The 14796-nt window shown below is 51.2% G+C and carries 11 protein-coding genes; 5 read left to right on the forward strand and 6 right to left on the reverse strand.

Annotation, left to right across the window (positions count from 1 at the left end):
- Window positions 1-80: 80 nt before the first annotated feature.
- Window positions 81-1424 carry an MFS transporter gene (locus tag ACXAGR_RS04490; protein WP_474841718.1) on the reverse strand — a complete coding sequence of 448 codons (1344 nt, stop codon included), beginning with the start codon at window positions 1422-1424 and terminating at the stop codon, window positions 81-83.
- 172 nt (window positions 1425-1596) lie between these two features.
- Here ACXAGR_RS04490 and uvrA point away from each other — a divergent pair, with 172 nt between their 5' ends.
- Both uvrA and ACXAGR_RS04500 read left to right on the forward strand, forming a co-directional pair.
- Entirely contained in the window at window positions 1597-4419 is a 2823-nt protein-coding gene (uvrA, locus tag ACXAGR_RS04495; protein WP_474841721.1) for an excinuclease ABC subunit UvrA, read from the forward strand.
- A 209-nt stretch (window positions 4420-4628) separates the two neighbouring features.
- The gene (locus tag ACXAGR_RS04500; protein ID WP_474842379.1) at window positions 4629-5084 is read left to right on the forward strand and encodes a DUF3299 domain-containing protein; all 456 of its coding nucleotides are present in this window, start codon (window positions 4629-4631) and stop codon (window positions 5082-5084) included.
- Window positions 5085-5107: 23 nt separating this feature from the next.
- Here the strand turns inward: ACXAGR_RS04500 and ACXAGR_RS04505 are convergent, their stop codons facing one another.
- Together ACXAGR_RS04505 and ACXAGR_RS04510 are read right to left on the reverse strand one after the other, a co-directional pair.
- Window positions 5108-5815 carry a 2OG-Fe(II) oxygenase gene (locus ACXAGR_RS04505; RefSeq protein ID WP_474841723.1) on the reverse strand — a complete coding sequence of 236 codons (708 nt, stop codon included), beginning with the start codon at window positions 5813-5815 and terminating at the stop codon, window positions 5108-5110.
- Window positions 5816-5818: 3 nt separating this feature from the next.
- Entirely contained in the window at window positions 5819-6226 is a 408-nt protein-coding gene (locus tag ACXAGR_RS04510; RefSeq protein ID WP_474841725.1) for an acyl-CoA thioesterase, read from the reverse strand.
- A 453-nt stretch (window positions 6227-6679) separates the two neighbouring features.
- On the opposite strand from ACXAGR_RS04510, the gene ACXAGR_RS04515 reads away from it, so the two are divergent.
- The 3 genes from ACXAGR_RS04515 to ACXAGR_RS04525 are packed head-to-tail and all read left to right on the forward strand — an operon-like array spanning window position 6680 to window position 10558.
- The gene (locus ACXAGR_RS04515) at window positions 6680-7339 is read left to right on the forward strand and encodes a 2Fe-2S iron-sulfur cluster-binding protein (protein ID WP_474848362.1); all 660 of its coding nucleotides are present in this window, start codon (window positions 6680-6682) and stop codon (window positions 7337-7339) included.
- A gap of 9 nt (window positions 7340-7348) precedes the next feature.
- On the forward strand, window positions 7349-8329 hold the full coding sequence (locus tag ACXAGR_RS04520; RefSeq protein WP_474848364.1) for an FAD binding domain-containing protein: 981 nt from the start codon (window positions 7349-7351) through the stop codon (window positions 8327-8329).
- A gap of 9 nt (window positions 8330-8338) precedes the next feature.
- Window positions 8339-10558 carry a xanthine dehydrogenase family protein molybdopterin-binding subunit gene (locus ACXAGR_RS04525; RefSeq protein WP_474848366.1) on the forward strand — a complete coding sequence of 740 codons (2220 nt, stop codon included), beginning with the start codon at window positions 8339-8341 and terminating at the stop codon, window positions 10556-10558.
- A gap of 56 nt (window positions 10559-10614) precedes the next feature.
- Here ACXAGR_RS04525 and ACXAGR_RS04530 read toward each other — a convergent pair whose 3' ends face one another.
- The 3 genes from ACXAGR_RS04530 to ACXAGR_RS04540 are packed head-to-tail and all read right to left on the reverse strand — an operon-like array spanning window position 10615 to window position 14794.
- Window positions 10615-11556 (reverse strand): cation diffusion facilitator family transporter, encoded by a 942-nt coding sequence (locus ACXAGR_RS04530; RefSeq protein WP_474848368.1) that lies wholly within the window; start codon window positions 11554-11556, stop codon window positions 10615-10617.
- Window positions 11557-11609: 53 nt separating this feature from the next.
- Complete coding sequence (locus tag ACXAGR_RS04535; RefSeq protein WP_474841735.1) at window positions 11610-13115, reverse strand: ATP-binding cassette domain-containing protein; 1506 nt, start codon at window positions 13113-13115, stop codon at window positions 11610-11612.
- Window positions 13112-14794 carry an ABC transporter ATP-binding protein/permease gene (locus tag ACXAGR_RS04540; RefSeq protein ID WP_474848370.1) on the reverse strand — a complete coding sequence of 561 codons (1683 nt, stop codon included), beginning with the start codon at window positions 14792-14794 and terminating at the stop codon, window positions 13112-13114. The genes ACXAGR_RS04535 and ACXAGR_RS04540 overlap by 4 nt, the downstream gene beginning before the upstream one ends.
- Window positions 14795-14796: the final 2 nt, after the last annotated feature.

A 14796-nucleotide genomic window follows, 5' to 3' on the forward strand; every position in this document is an offset into this window, starting at 1 on the left:
ACAGTAATCCGTTGCCGCCGCATAGTAATCAGGATACGGCAGAAACGGAAATCAGGATGAATACCGGAACACCTGAAACCTCAGGCGTATTTTGCCAGCAGCGCCCGCGCGGCCGACGTATCAAATGCTTTGGTGATTTTCAGATAAACTGCACTTTCCTCACGGGAAGCCACCACTTCATGGACACCTTCCAGTTTATGCAGTTCAGTTTCCAGTACTGCAGGATCAACCTTATCGAATGATACCTGCATGGAAAGCCGCTTTAGCTTCATCACTTCTTTCAAGCCAAACAGTATGACCATCCAGACACATGCACCGGTGGCGCCTGCGAGGTAAGCGGTTTTAGGTGTCCAGATGTCGGTCACAACGCCGGACAAGACACCGCCCAGGAACGCCCCGAAGAACTGAAAGCTGGCATAAATGCCCATTGCACTGCCCTTCTGTCCGGCCGGAGCAATAGTAGAGACCAGTGCAGGCAGGCTGGCTTCCAGATAGTTAAACCCGGTAAAAAACAGGATGACCGCAGCAAACACGACCCACATGTGGTGGTCCTGCATATTAAGCATCAGAAAAGCGGTCATCATCAACGCTGCAGCGGTAATCACCACGGATTTCGGCGTTTGTCCCCGGCTGATCCCCATCAGCACTATCAGACCGATAATCGACACGGCTAATACCGGTAAATAAATCGTCCAGTGGCTCTCCAGTGTCATATCAAACTGAGTCAGAGTAATGGGCAACTGAACAAACAACAGAGTTATCATCATATGCAGCGCCATCACGCTGACATTCAGTCGCCAGAGCTGGGGTGAAACAAACAGAGACTTGATTTCAGACACATGGGGAAGGGTATCTCCGCTGGCGCTGATACTGACATCAGGCACCACCCATTTGACCAGCGGCATACAACAAATAGCAAGCACACCGGTGACACCAAATACGCCGGACAGTCCCCAGTTCTGAGCAATTAAGGGACCTACAAGCACCGCAAGATAGAATGAGAAGCCAATGGCAATACCAATGACGGCCATGACTTTGGCACGCTGGGTTTCCCGGCTCACATCAGTGGCCAGCGCCATAATTGCACCGGCAATAGCACCCGCCCCCTGCAGGATACGTCCTGCAATCATCATCACCATGCTGTCGGCTGATGCGGCGATGAAAGAGCCGGCGGCAAAAATACACAGTCCGAGCAGAATAACCGGTTTGCGGCCCCAACGGTCTGACATCATGCCCATGGGAATTTGCAGCGCTGCCTGAGTCAGTCCGTAACCACCTATCGCTAAACCCACCAGCAAAGGTGAATAATCAGGGTAATCCATCGCCGCCACGGCCAGCACGGGCATGACCATAAACAGCCCCATCATGCGCAATACATATACCAGCGCCAGTGCTAATGCGGCGCGAACTTCAAGTGCGTTCAAGTGTGTTCCCGTGCTTCTCTTTCTCAGGCCGCGAAGTGTAACACAAAACCAACATTCGCCCAGTGTCTGATAATGGTCCGGGTGTGATCCCACTAATAACTTAAACGTAGTTAATGATTAATTTTCGTGCCCGTTGTGGCATACTTTCTCTTTTGGCAATTCTCAGGCTTCAATGGATAAAATCGAAATTCGCGGTGCCCGCACCCACAACCTCAAAAACATCGATTTAACCCTTCCCAGAGACAAACTTGTTGTGATTACGGGTCTGTCTGGCTCCGGTAAATCCTCATTAGCATTCGACACACTGTACGCTGAAGGTCAGCGCCGTTATGTTGAATCATTGTCGGCGTATGCCCGTCAGTTTTTATCAATGATGGAAAAACCGGACGTGGATCACATCGAAGGGTTGTCACCGGCCATTTCCATTGAACAAAAGTCGACGTCGCACAACCCCCGCTCAACCGTTGGTACCATTACAGAAATTTATGATTACTTACGTTTAATGTTTGCGCGGGTCGGTACACCACGTTGTCCTGACCACGATGTACCGCTGGACGCCCAGACTATCAGTCAGATGGTAGATAAAGTGCTGTCTATGCCTGAAGGTACCAAGCTGATGCTGCTGGCACCGGTTATTCAGGAGCGGAAAGGTGAGCACGTCAAAACATTGCAGAATCTTGCTGCGCAAGGCTTTATCCGGGCCCGCATCGACGGCGAAGTGTGTGATTTATCCGATCCACCCGAACTGGATTTGCGCAAGAAGCACACCATTGAAGTGGTGGTCGACCGGTTTAAAGTGCGGGACGATTTGCAACTTCGTCTGGCAGAGTCCTTTGAGACAGCATTGGAACTGGCTGGCGGAAATGCCAAAGTCGCTTACATGGATGAGCCGGACGCGGACGAAATCATGTTCTCCGCAAATTTTGCCTGTCCCCACTGTGGTTATAGTTTAAGTGAACTGGAGCCACGGCTGTTCTCATTTAACAACCCTGCCGGTGCCTGTCCGACGTGTGACGGACTGGGAACAAGACAGTTCTTCGATCCGGTTCTGGTGGTCTCGAATGATGAATTGAGTTTATCCGGCGGCGCGATCCGTGGCTGGGATAAACGAAGCTACTACTACTTTCAGATGCTGCAAGCTGTCGCCGATGCCTACAAATTCAGCCTTACAGCGCCTTTCAACGAGCTTTCTGATGAGGCCCGTGATGTGGTGCTGTATGGTTCAAAGGGTAAGTCTCTGAACTTCAAGTACATCAACGAGCGCGGCGATGTGATGGAGCGCAAGCATCCGTTCGAAGGCATCATTCCGAATATGGAACGTCGCTACCGCGAAACTGAGTCCAATGCAGTCAGGGAAGAACTGGCTAAAAATCTGAGTCAGCAACCCTGTAACAGCTGCGGCGGAACACGACTGCGTACGGAAGCGCGAAACGTATTTATTGAAGGCACCAATCTGCCGAAAATCGCAGATATGTCTATCGCAGACGCCTTTGATTTCTTTGAAACACTGAGCCTGAGCGGGCAGAAAGCGCAGATTGCCGAGAAGATTTTAAAAGAAATTCTCGACCGCCTGGGGTTTCTGGTAAACGTAGGTCTGAATTATCTGTCTATGTCCCGCAGTGCCGACACCCTTTCAGGCGGTGAAGCCCAGCGTATCCGACTGGCCAGCCAGATTGGCGCCGGACTTGTCGGCGTTATGTACGTACTCGATGAACCTTCCATCGGTCTGCACCAACGTGATAATGAACGTCTGTTGAAGACGCTCACGCACCTGCGGGATTTAGGTAACACTGTATTGGTTGTTGAGCACGATGAAGATGCTATCCGCGAGGCGGATTACATTGTTGATATCGGTCCCGGTGCCGGTGTTCACGGTGGTCAGGTCATTGCTGCCGGTACTATGCAAGATATTCTTGACAGTGAAGACTCACTTACCGGCAAATATCTGTCTGGTCGTGAAAAAATTGAAGTACCGGAAAAGCGCAACAGTGCGAAAGATGATAAATGGCTAACGCTGACAGGTGCCTCAGGCAACAACCTGAAAGATGTAACCCTGAAGATTCCGGTTGGCGTAATGACTTGTGTTACCGGCGTATCGGGCTCAGGCAAATCGACGCTGATTAACGATACCTTCTTTAAAATTGCGCACCGCGAACTGAATAAAGCCACTACATCTGAGCCGGCTCCGTACAAAACCATGAAAGGGCTGGAAATGATGGATAAAGTGGTCGACATCGATCAGAGCCCGATTGGCCGTACGCCCCGCTCGAATCCGGCCACTTACGCAGGCATTTTTACATCCATCCGTGAATTGTTTGCCGGAACACAGGAAGCCCGTTCACGGGGTTACAAAGTGGGCCGCTTCAGCTTTAACGTAAAAGGTGGCCGCTGTGAAGCCTGTCAGGGCGACGGTGTCATTAAGGTAGAAATGCACTTCCTGCCAGACGTATATGTGCCATGTGATGTGTGTAAAGGTAAACGGTACAACCGTGAAACGCTGGAAATTCAGTACAAAGCAAAGAACATCCACGAAGTGCTGGAAATGACGGTGGAAGAGGCCAGAGAGTTCTTTGACGCCATTCCTGCCATTGCCCGTAAGCTGCAAACACTGATTGATGTAGGCTTGTCATACGTGCGTTTAGGCCAGGCAGCAACAACGCTGTCCGGTGGTGAAGCGCAACGGGTGAAACTGGCAAAAGAACTGTCGAAGCGGGACACCGGCCAGACACTTTACATTCTGGATGAACCGACTACCGGTCTGCATTTCCATGATATTAAACAGTTGCTGGCTGTACTGCACCGCCTGAGAGATCATGGCAACACTGTCGTGGTCATTGAGCACAATCTGGATGTTATCAAAACCGCTGACTGGCTGGTCGACCTTGGCCCCGAAGGCGGTTCAGGGGGCGGTCAGATCATCGCAGAAGGTACACCGGAAGACATTGCTAAAGCGAAGCAGTCTCATACCGGCCGGTTCCTGAAGCCGATGCTGTAAAAAACAGCTTCTCTGAAAAGCGGCGTGATCCGTTAAGGACACGCCGCTTTTTTGTATCTTTCGTCTATCAGGCATCAGCCATCGCTGAACGGCACTTTCCCCTTCAGGGATCCATGCGATAATAGTATCTGTATCCTGAAATGCTGCCTCCGGCGACTGAGTAATAACGACAAGAGTGAACTATGGCTTTATCACACAAAATCACCGCAATGCTAACCCTGATCATCTCAGTCATGGCAATGCCAGCACTGGCAAACGAACCAGAAGAGGTTTACTGGGAAGATTTGGTCCCGCCGGGCTTTAACGAACTCGCTCCGCCGCCGGTTGCCAGCCACGAAAGTACCATGGCGCAATTGCAGCCTGATGCGCCAGTGGTTGAAAAGTACAATGATAAGCTGGTTAAAATTCCGGGGTTTGTGGTGCCGCTGGAAGGTACTGACGAACTGACCACAGAATTTTTACTGGTTCCCTATTTCGGCGCATGTATTCACGTTCCACCACCGGCATCCAACCAAATCGTGCATGTGACCTTTGAAAAAGGCGTCGCCATCGAAGATTTATACGACGCCATCTGGGTAACCGGCACCCTTTCTACCGAAGGCTGGAAAGGTGATATCGCCTCAGTGGGCTACCGTATGACCGGTGTTTCCGTCACCGCGTACTGATCCTCCAGCATAATACGCAGAAATTACTGCGTATAAATTTGTTCAGCGCGGTTAAACAGCATCCATGAAGTGAGGATGTATTTATCATTACTCACCGGAATATTGCCCCGGTGAGTATGGGTAAAATGAGCGGGGGCAATCACCATTCTGCCTGCTTTAGGCTCGATACTTTTTCCCTGATAGTAGAAATCCGTTTCCCCGCCTTCTTCTACATCATTTAAGTAAAACATAAACAGCATAACGCGGTGCAGGGCATCATTGTGTTGAAGTTGCGGATAGACTTCTGAATGCCAGTACGGGTAACCCCCTTCTGCGGCTTTATAACGCTGGGTATTGATATCTCCGATCCTGAACAAATAATTCACCATATTAGCCAGATTCGGGCGCCCCACTTCCGCATAGTTGTCGCCGGTAAGCTTCACCGGTTGCCCGGTTTGCGGATGTCTCACTGTCAGGCCAATGGGCCCTACCAGCGCAAAGAAATACTCATCAATATACTTTAACAGTTCATTTCCCGTTTTCGTCATCACCTCTTTGTGAAAGGGTTGGAATACTGGATCCTGAGTGAAGGAAACATCTGTGCTGCGCTTTTTGTCAGTATCAATCCCTCCGCCGGTTTTGCCGGGAGCAAGGTTAGCGCTGCCATCAAATGCGGCGATGATATCTTTACATAGCTCCGGTGACAGGACGTCGTCTGTTACCGTAATAAAATCTGTGTCTTTTCCGTACATCGACTAGTCCTTCAACCAAGTCTGCATCTTTTCCCTTACTGCATCAGGAACAGGTTCGGCTTTTTGCGTGTTGTAATTGAAATGCACCATAGTGGTCGTTCCCGTTGCGCAGTGCTCACCCTCCTGCCAGATCTCCTGATACACATCAAAAGAACTGCTCCCCAGGCGCCCTACCCATGTTTTCACGGTGACGGATTTTCCGTAATAAATTTGCTTCAGAAAGTCGACCTTGTAGCTGGCCAGAATCAGTGGCCAGGCGGTTAAGTCCAGGTCTGGTACAAACAGCCGGAATAGAGGATCTCTTGCGGCTTCCAGCCATCCCACATGCACGGTGTTACCCACGTGACCAAGCCCGTCTGTTTCATAAAAGCGCACGTCAAACGTCGTTTCCATAGGTTCGGTTTTTGTCATCGTTATTCGTCCTGTCGTTGTATTGAGGAAACATACTCAGCATACCTGTTCGTCACTGCCGGCTAAAGAGCACACTGAAAACTAATATCAGTAAACCATTCGTATCTGTACATCACAGCAGACACAAGCACCGTTAGTTTCTGTAAATGAAAAGCACCACAAATTGCGGATTTATCACGCGGATAAAGATCAATGAATCATTAAACTTTCGCCTATTAGTTCTCTTCATCAATCGCTAACAAATTGATTTTAATAAACTAAAATAATGCGAGCAGGTCTATCCCGTCCTTTCCATCCGCACAGGTTGATCTCAGCCATACACCGTCCCCGTAGGCATGTGGACCGTTACAGTGAAAGTTTATGCATCAGTTCACCATTCCACACTGAGTTTTTCTTGTGAATTTCACTGGCATTTATGCACCACCCTCACCACAGACCGAACAGGAGTGATCCATGGCACAAGATAAGTTGAAGCCATATCAGAAAAACGGAGAAGTTTTTAAAAACAGCACGGCGTCCCGCTCACGCCGGAACTTTCTTAAGGGCGTTGGCGTATCCGGCGTTGCGGTTGCGGCAAGTGGTTGCGCTGCAAGAAGTACCTCAGCACCGGAATCAGCCATTGAAGCAAACGACCCGGAAGCGCTGTCGAAAGTAGCCATCACCCTCAAGATCAATGGTGAAGCCAGAAAAATGAAAGTCCAACCTAATGCAGTGTTACTTGATGTACTTCGTGACGACCTGCAACTGACCGGTACCAAGAAAGGCTGTGACCACGGTCAGTGCGGTGCCTGCAACCTGCATGTGAACGGCAAAGTCATTAACAGCTGTTTGAGTCTGGCGGTGATGCACGATGGCGATGACATCACCACCATCGAAGGATTATCAGAAAATGGTGAGATGAGTGCGGTGCAAAAAGCCTTTCACGAAAATGATGCCTTTCAGTGCGGCTACTGTACTGCCGGACAGATGATGACCGCAGATTATGTGATTCGCAGTGATGATATTCCGGCCAGTCCTGAAGCCTGGCGGGAAGCTATGAGCGGCAACATCTGCCGGTGTGGTGCGTACAAGAATATTCTTTCTGCTATGCAGCAAGCCAGCAAACACGTGTAAGGAGGCATCATGCGACAATTTTCCTACGTAAGAGCAGAAGATACCGCACAGGCAGTAAAAGCAAAAGCGACACAAGCCAATGCATTTCTGGCCGGCGGCTCGACCCTTATTGATCTGGTGAAGCTGGATGTAATGCAGCCTGATACCCTGGTGGATATCAACAGCCTGCCACTTTACGACATTGAAAAATTAAAAGACGGGCGGCTTAAAATTGGCGCGCTGGTCACCAATAACGACCTTGCCTGGCATCCTGAAGTGAAGGCCCGTTACGCTGTTTTATCAGAAGCCTTGCTCTCCGGTGCTTCAACTTCTTTACGGAACAAAGCCACTACCGGCGGCAATGTTATGCAGAAAGTACGCTGCCCGTACTACCGCGACGGCGTATCGCCCTGTAACAAAAGGGCACCGGGTAGCGGTTGCTCTGCCATAAAAGGTAATAACCGTTCTGTTCACGCAGTGCTGGGCACCAGCGAACACTGCATTGCCAGTCATCCGTCAGACATGTGTGTGGCGATGGCCGCCATTGGTGCCACGATTTTAGTATCCGGCCCTGAAGGAGAGAGGGAAATTCCTTTTACCGACTTTCATTTGCTGCCGGGCAGCAGTCCGGACAAAGAGCACGATCTGGCCCCGGGCGAACTCATCACCCACGTTATTTTAGACAAGCCCTTGCCGGACAACCGGTCACACTACCTGAAACTGAGAGACAGAGCGTCTTATCAGTTTGCGCTGGCTTCCAGTGCCGTAATTGTGTCCCTCTCGGGCTCAACCATCAGCGACGCCCGCATTGCGATGGGCGGAGTAGGTACAAGGCCCTGGCGTGCCTTTGAGGCAGAGCAATCGTTGAAGGGTAAAACACCGTCTCAGGCGGCATTTGAAAAGGCAGCAGCTATCGCTTTTGTGGCAGCCAGGCCCCAGTCTCAGAACGGGTTTAAAATTCCACTGGGACAACAAGCGATTGTCCGCAGCCTTAAAACCATCACCGCGTAGGAGGACACCATGACTATTGACTTAAATGCCAGCGACATCATGGGCGCCGCCCTTCCCCGCGTCGACGGACCGGATAAGCTGACCGGAAGGGCAAAATATTCTGCCGATAACCATCTGCCCGGAATGCTTTACGGCTACGGTGTGTACAGCACTATCGCTAAGGGAAAAATCACATCCCTCGATACCTCGGCGACCAGACAAATGCCGGGAGTCGTAGATGTGTTTCACCACAACCACTTTACAGACAAGCTTTACCATGTGCCTGCGAACATGGCCAAGGGGCTTAAAGTTGATGAGAGCCGTCTGCCCTTTGAAGATGACACCATCTATTATGCCGGTCAGCTTGTCGCTTATGTTGTGGCGAACAGCTTTGCGAAAGCCCGCGAAGCCGCATTGAAGGTGAAAGTCACCTATTCAGAAGCACAATCTGTGACCTCTATAAAACAGGCCAGAGCGGCAGGTGTATCACCCATAGAGCAGAAGCCTTCTGAGAAAAGCCGTGGAGACGCTGAAGCAGCCTTCACCCAATCGGCTTATCAGCACGAAGCGGTTTACACCACACCTTTTGAAACCCACAACCCTATGGAAATGCATGCCACAGCGGCGCAGTGGGAAGACGGCAAGCTGGTGGTTTACGAAGCCACACAAGGCGTGACATTCAGCCGTAACACCCTCGCAAGGGTATTTGGTCTGGTTCCTGAGAATGTCGTGGTGCGTACGCCGTTTTTAGGTTCAGGATTCGGTGGTAAGTTGTTCACCTGGCCCCATTGTATTGCCACGGCGGCGATTTCGCGGGAAGTGGGTAAGCCGGTACATTTCATGGTCCCCAGAGCGCAGATGTTTACCACCACAGGGCACCGTTCGGCCACAGAGCAAACCTTTAAAATCAGTGCCGATGCTGAGGGTAATCTGACGTCTATGACTCAGCATACGCTTAACAGCACATCAGAAATTGATATACGGGTGGAAACCGCCGGCCGTACCGCGCCGATTTTTTATCAATGCCCCAATGTGGATATTGCCAACAGCGTAATTCAGATGAACACCGGCAGCCCTGCCGCTATGAGGGCGCCGGGTGCCGCGCCGGGTATCTTTGCGCTGGAATCAGCCATGGATGAACTGGCTGTGGCGATGAATATGGATCCGCTGACCTTACGCCGGAAAAACTTCACTGATCGTAATCAGGTAGAAGACTTACCCTGGTCTGATATCAACATCTTAGAAGCCTACGACAAAGGCGCGGCTAAATTCGGCTGGGATAAACGCAATCCGGAACCGGGTTCTATGCGCGATGGTAAAGACATCCTTGGCTGGGGTGTAGCAGCATGTGCCTGGGATGCGATGAAGTCATCCAGCAAAGCCAGGGTTTCCTTTTTAGCTAATGGTAAGGTACGTGTGTCATGTGCGGTGCAGGACATTGGTACCGGCACGTACAATGTCATGGCTCAAACCGTATCTGCCGCTACAGGCATACCGGTGGAAAAAGTAGAAGTTAAAATCGGTGATTCTGACTTAGTGGCCGGCCCGCTTTCCGGTGGCTCATGGGCAACAGCCAGTTTGCTTCCTGCAGTGAAGCAAGCCTGTGAGAATGCCATATCCGAACTGAAAACCTATGCGGTGATGGACAAGTCTCCTTTTGCCGGTGAAAGTGAAGAAGACCTTACATTTAAAAACGGGCAACTTTCTTCGCAATCAGGCACCGCGCGGTCGTTCAGCGACATCCTCAAGGCCATTAAGGCAGGAAGCGCGGAAGGCGAAGGCAGTACCGATGGCGCTATGAAAGAAGGCTACTCCAGCCGCGTATTCGGCGCTCACTTTGTGGAAATTCGCTGGGATCCTGAAATCGCCGACTTACGGGTATCCCGTGTGGTCAGTGCCATTGACGTGGGCAAAATTGTTAACCACAAAACAGCAGCTAACCAGGTTGAAGGTGCCATTGTGATGGGTATCGGCATGGCGATGTTTGAACACACCGAATATGACGAGCGGACCGGCCTCCCCGTTAACAACAATATCGCGGAGTACCTGATGCCTGTTCACGGTGATATGCCTGATGAGCTGGAGGTAATATTTCTCGATAAGCCCGACTATAACTTCAGTGAAGTGGGCGCAAAGGGTCTTGGAGAAATAGGCATCACCGGCCTCGCTGCCGCAATAGCCAACGCGGTTTATCATGCAACAGGTAAACGGGTCAGGGAATTGCCCATCACCCTTGAAAAGCTGATGTAACTACAGAACTAACAAAGGCGCTAATCAGCGCCTTTTCTTTGTTTTATTTCCGCAAATCAACCTTTATGGTCATGGTCATGGTCATGGTCATGGTCATCAGTATCGCGGCAGACCTCGCCGGGCATTTCAAGTTCGATGGTGGTATGTGCCAGATTAAATCCGGAGAGCTTGTCGTCTATTTGCTTTTTAAGGGCCCGGGCTGTGGCGGCATCCACGTCGCAGGCGAGCTCAATGTGAGCAGTCAGCACATGCTGTTCGCCGTCAAGAGACCAGAAATGAACATGGTGAAGGTTGCTGACGTGTTCAACAGATAATAATGCAGAGTGAATTTCCTGCTGTTGTTTAGCATCCGGACTGCCCTGTAAAAATAAGCGTACTGTCTGATAAACGTAGCGGCCTACATTGAACAAAATAAACAGGGTAAACAGCACCGAGAGTAGAGGGTCAAGCACCGGCCAGTTTACGAATTGAAGCACAATCCCCACGATCAGTACGGCAACCCACCCGAGTACATCTTCCAGTAAGTGCCAGTTCAGTACCTTTTCATTAAGCGTGTTTCCGCCAGACAGCTTGTAAGCGGCTACGCCATTGACCACGATCCCTAAAATCGCCAGCGCAATCATGCCTTCAGTCACGGGCATTTCAGGTGCCCACAAACGGGGAATGGCTTCCGATAACACCCAAACGGAACCCACAATCAAAATCAGCCCATTGATCATCGCGCCCAGCAAACTCAGGCGCTTGTAACCATAAGTGTATTGTTCGTCGGCTTTTTTGTGCCCTACTTTGCTGAGATACCAGGCCAGGCCTATGGATAGCGAATCCCCTAAGTCGTGAACGGCATCAGCCATAATTGCCACGGAGTTAGTGAGCCAGCCGCCGATAAATTCGATGATCGTGAAGATAAAGTTTAGCCAGAACGCCCAGCCGATGCGCTGCCCGTCGCTGACATGATGATGCCCGTGGTGGTGTCCGTGATGATGATCGTGGGAATGCAAAAGCGTCTCCGGCAGTTTTATTAAAAGCTGCCCCCAGTTTGCTGGCAAACCTGTTACATTTCAATCCATTGGTCTGCAGAACGCCGGATATCTTCCGGTGTGACATGGGTAGCGATAATTACCAGCGCATTTTCTGCAGCCGCAGTCAGTCCGGCGGCGACATATTGCTGATTGCCGGTATCCAGCCCTTCAAAGGGCTCATCAACCAGCCAGACCTTTGGCGAAGCGAGCAAAGTCCGGCTTAACGATACACGTCTTGCCTCGCCACCGGAGAGTACTCTGCCTCCCTGTCCCAGCCACTCGTCCAGTTGTGAGAAGTGCCCCAGACCGAATTGAGAAAGCGCATTATTCAGTGCCCGGTCGCTTTGAACAGACTCATCCGGCACCAGATTCATTCTTAATGTGGCCTCCAGTAATACCGGCGACTGCTCAGCATACACCCAACCCTTGCGTCTGCCGGCCGGCACAATATCACCATCAAAACGCAAATCACCTTTCGCCTGTACCAGACCGGCCAGTGCTTTAAGTAACGATGACTTACCGCAGCCGGAGGGCCCGGATAACACAACCAGACCTTTAACAGGCAAAGTTGCATCGATACCTGACAAGACGTTTACAGCCTGAAAGCTTTCCAGTTGAATTTGCCCCCGGGGTTGGGTGTCGTGAATGGCCGGCAAGGCTATGGCTCCTGATTGAGCCAACGCACTTTTCGCCTGGCGGTAGCGCCCAAGGTGTGCGGCAGTCGTCACTGACCGTCCGAGCCAGTCGGTAATACTCAGTAGCAACATGGGAACAATCAGTGATGCCGGGTCGCCAAATCCCTTATCCTGATTGAAAGCAAACAAGGCCACCAGCGCCAGGATAGCACAGCCATGCAGCAACCATAATGCCCATTGTCCGGCTACGTCCGTGGCAAACTGATGACGCCACACTTTATCCAGCCCGGGAGCAGAGGCAAAATGAGGGTTGCGACGATTAACAGATAAATGCCACAAACTGCTACTGTTAAAGAAATGCTCTGAACCGAACCGGAAACGCTTTTCTTCAGCGGTTTGTTTCGCTGACTGATTAAGTCCGTACACTACAAGCCACAGTGTAAGTACAAGCCAGAGGCCCGCCATGACCCGCATCGCCAACGTGCCGGGCAGCGCCAGTTGCGTGACAATGCCCGTTGCCAGAATAACCAGCACAACCGCGCTTGCCTGATGGGCAACCCATCCCACCCATACCGAGGACAACAGTTCAGTTTGCGCGGCAAGCTTTTCCACATCGCCTGCTTTTTCATGTAATACATGGTCTTTCAGCTTGCTGAACAGTTCACTGCGAAGCACCGTGGTACGTCCCAGTAAATCGTGATGCGCCAGCCACATGTGTCCGTAGCCGGCACCAATACGTACCAGCGCCAGGGCGCGGATGATGACTGCCGGCAGCATATAATTTAAGTTAACCGGCATCAGTGCGCATGCCGCAATGAACCAGCTTGAGAATATAAGAATGAGCAGTCCGGCACTGGTGTGAGCAATGGCAAGCAATAAGCTGACTACGGGGATTTGCTTCATTCGTCTGCTCCTGTTGTCTCACCCTCTGTTCCGGATAATTCTGCGCTTGCGGTATCGCAGACATGGCCATCTTTTATCAGCCAGTGCGCGCTGAACCAGTGAGATGGCAATGGCTTGTGCGATGCCCAGATGACAGTTGCCTGCTGACAGTTACGATGGATAATCTGACAAATCGCTTCATGCTGAGACTGAGGCAAATGGGCGGTGGGTTCGTCCAGAAACCACACCGGTGCTTGCCGGAGTAACAACCGGGCAATGGCCAGCCGCTGCGCCTGACCACCGGATAAAGGCGGATGCTCACCCATTGGCGTATCCAGTCCCGCAGGTAACATAGTGATCCAGGCCCCCAGTTCCACACTGTCCAATACCGCAAGTAACTGCGTGTCAGAACAGGTCATAGCCAGACACAGGTTCTCTCTTACCGTGCCCGGCAGTATAACTGGCGTTTGCGTAAGCAGAACGTAATCAGATACCGGCTTTGCTAATCCCGGGCGCTGACCGCTCAGTAACTCCATCAGCACGGTTTTTCCTGCACCGGATGCACCATTTAAACGGATCCAGTCACCCGGGTTGACGGTAAGCGTACTTGTGCTTAACGCAGGTGACCGGGTGAGCTCTCCGGTTAGTGTAATTGGTGCAGCTTCGTCCCTTGTTGCTGGCACTTCGCCATGGCTTGCGGGCGCTTCGTCCGGCGGGGAATCATGTAATAAATCCTGAATCGCCTCCATGGCAGACTCAGCCTGCGCTTTTTGATGATAAAACTGCCCCAGCTTCTTCATCTCAGATAGCAGTAAAGGGGCAGTTAATAAGAGCCACAAACCTTGTTGAAGGTTTATTGTCTCTCCTAAATTAAACTCGCCAAGCAATGTAAACCCGATATACACAGCAATTAACGCAACGGCGAGGGTGGAGAAAAAATCCAGTACGGTAGTAGACAAAAACGCCACCGACACCACTTTCATGGTGCGCTCTCTTAAGCTTTTGCCAGCAGTATCTATCCGTTTGGCCTGTGCATCATGGGCGTTAAACATGGCCAACAGCGGCAACGCGGATATCTGGTCTGTAAACAGCCACCCCAGCCGCTCAAGAGCAATAAAATGCTTGCGGTGCAATGCCGCGGCACCTTTACCAACCAGTATCATAAACAGCGGTACAATGGGTAAAGTGATCAACAAACTCCCGCCCACAACTATGCTGACACTGAAAATGACCACAAGAGCAAAAAGCGGCACTACCACCGCCACCAGTTGCTGAACACGGTAATCAAAATGCCAGTTCACCACAGCAGGGATGTGCATTTGCCACAAGGTTTGCCAGTGAAAGGTTGAATGCTGACGCACTAAAGCATGTTGCTGACGGCCAAATGTGCGCAATAGCTGTTGCTGTAAGCGAAAGAGCAGTTTTAGTCTGCCATGATGATTCAACCAGATGCTGCACCCCTGACTCAGCCACACGCCGGCAAGGCAAATTGCAGTAAACCATAACAGTGAGGACGAAGCGGCAACCCCGTCAATGATCCACTGCGACACCATGGCAGCAAAACCCCAGTATGCCGCAATGAGCGCAGCATCACGTAAAACGTGGAGGACGGTAAGCGCCACCAGAGCCCTGCGGGGAGCAGGGTTTCCGGTGGCGACAGATTGCTGAAACCAGCGGGTAAGTGAGAGGGAACGACTCAAAT

The sequence above is a fragment of the Alteromonas sp. ABH4_457 genome, from assembly GCF_056160625.1.

Coding starts and splice junctions, on each gene's coding strand:
- ACXAGR_RS04500 (WP_474842379.1), top strand. CDS start 4,629: ATGCTAACCCTGATCATCTCAGTCATGGCAATGCCAGCACTGGCAAAC.
- ACXAGR_RS04535 (WP_474841735.1), bottom strand. CDS start 13,115: ATGAAGCAAATCCCCGTAGTCAGCTTATTGCTTGCCATTGCTCACACC.
- ACXAGR_RS04525 (WP_474848366.1), top strand. CDS start 8,339: ATGACTATTGACTTAAATGCCAGCGACATCATGGGCGCCGCCCTTCCC.
- ACXAGR_RS04510 (WP_474841725.1), bottom strand. CDS start 6,226: ATGACAAAAACCGAACCTATGGAAACGACGTTTGACGTGCGCTTTTAT.
- ACXAGR_RS04505 (WP_474841723.1), bottom strand. CDS start 5,815: ATGTACGGAAAAGACACAGATTTTATTACGGTAACAGACGACGTCCTG.
- ACXAGR_RS04520 (WP_474848364.1), top strand. CDS start 7,349: ATGCGACAATTTTCCTACGTAAGAGCAGAAGATACCGCACAGGCAGTA.
- ACXAGR_RS04515 (WP_474848362.1), top strand. CDS start 6,680: ATGGCACAAGATAAGTTGAAGCCATATCAGAAAAACGGAGAAGTTTTT.
- uvrA (WP_474841721.1), top strand. CDS start 1,597: ATGGATAAAATCGAAATTCGCGGTGCCCGCACCCACAACCTCAAAAAC.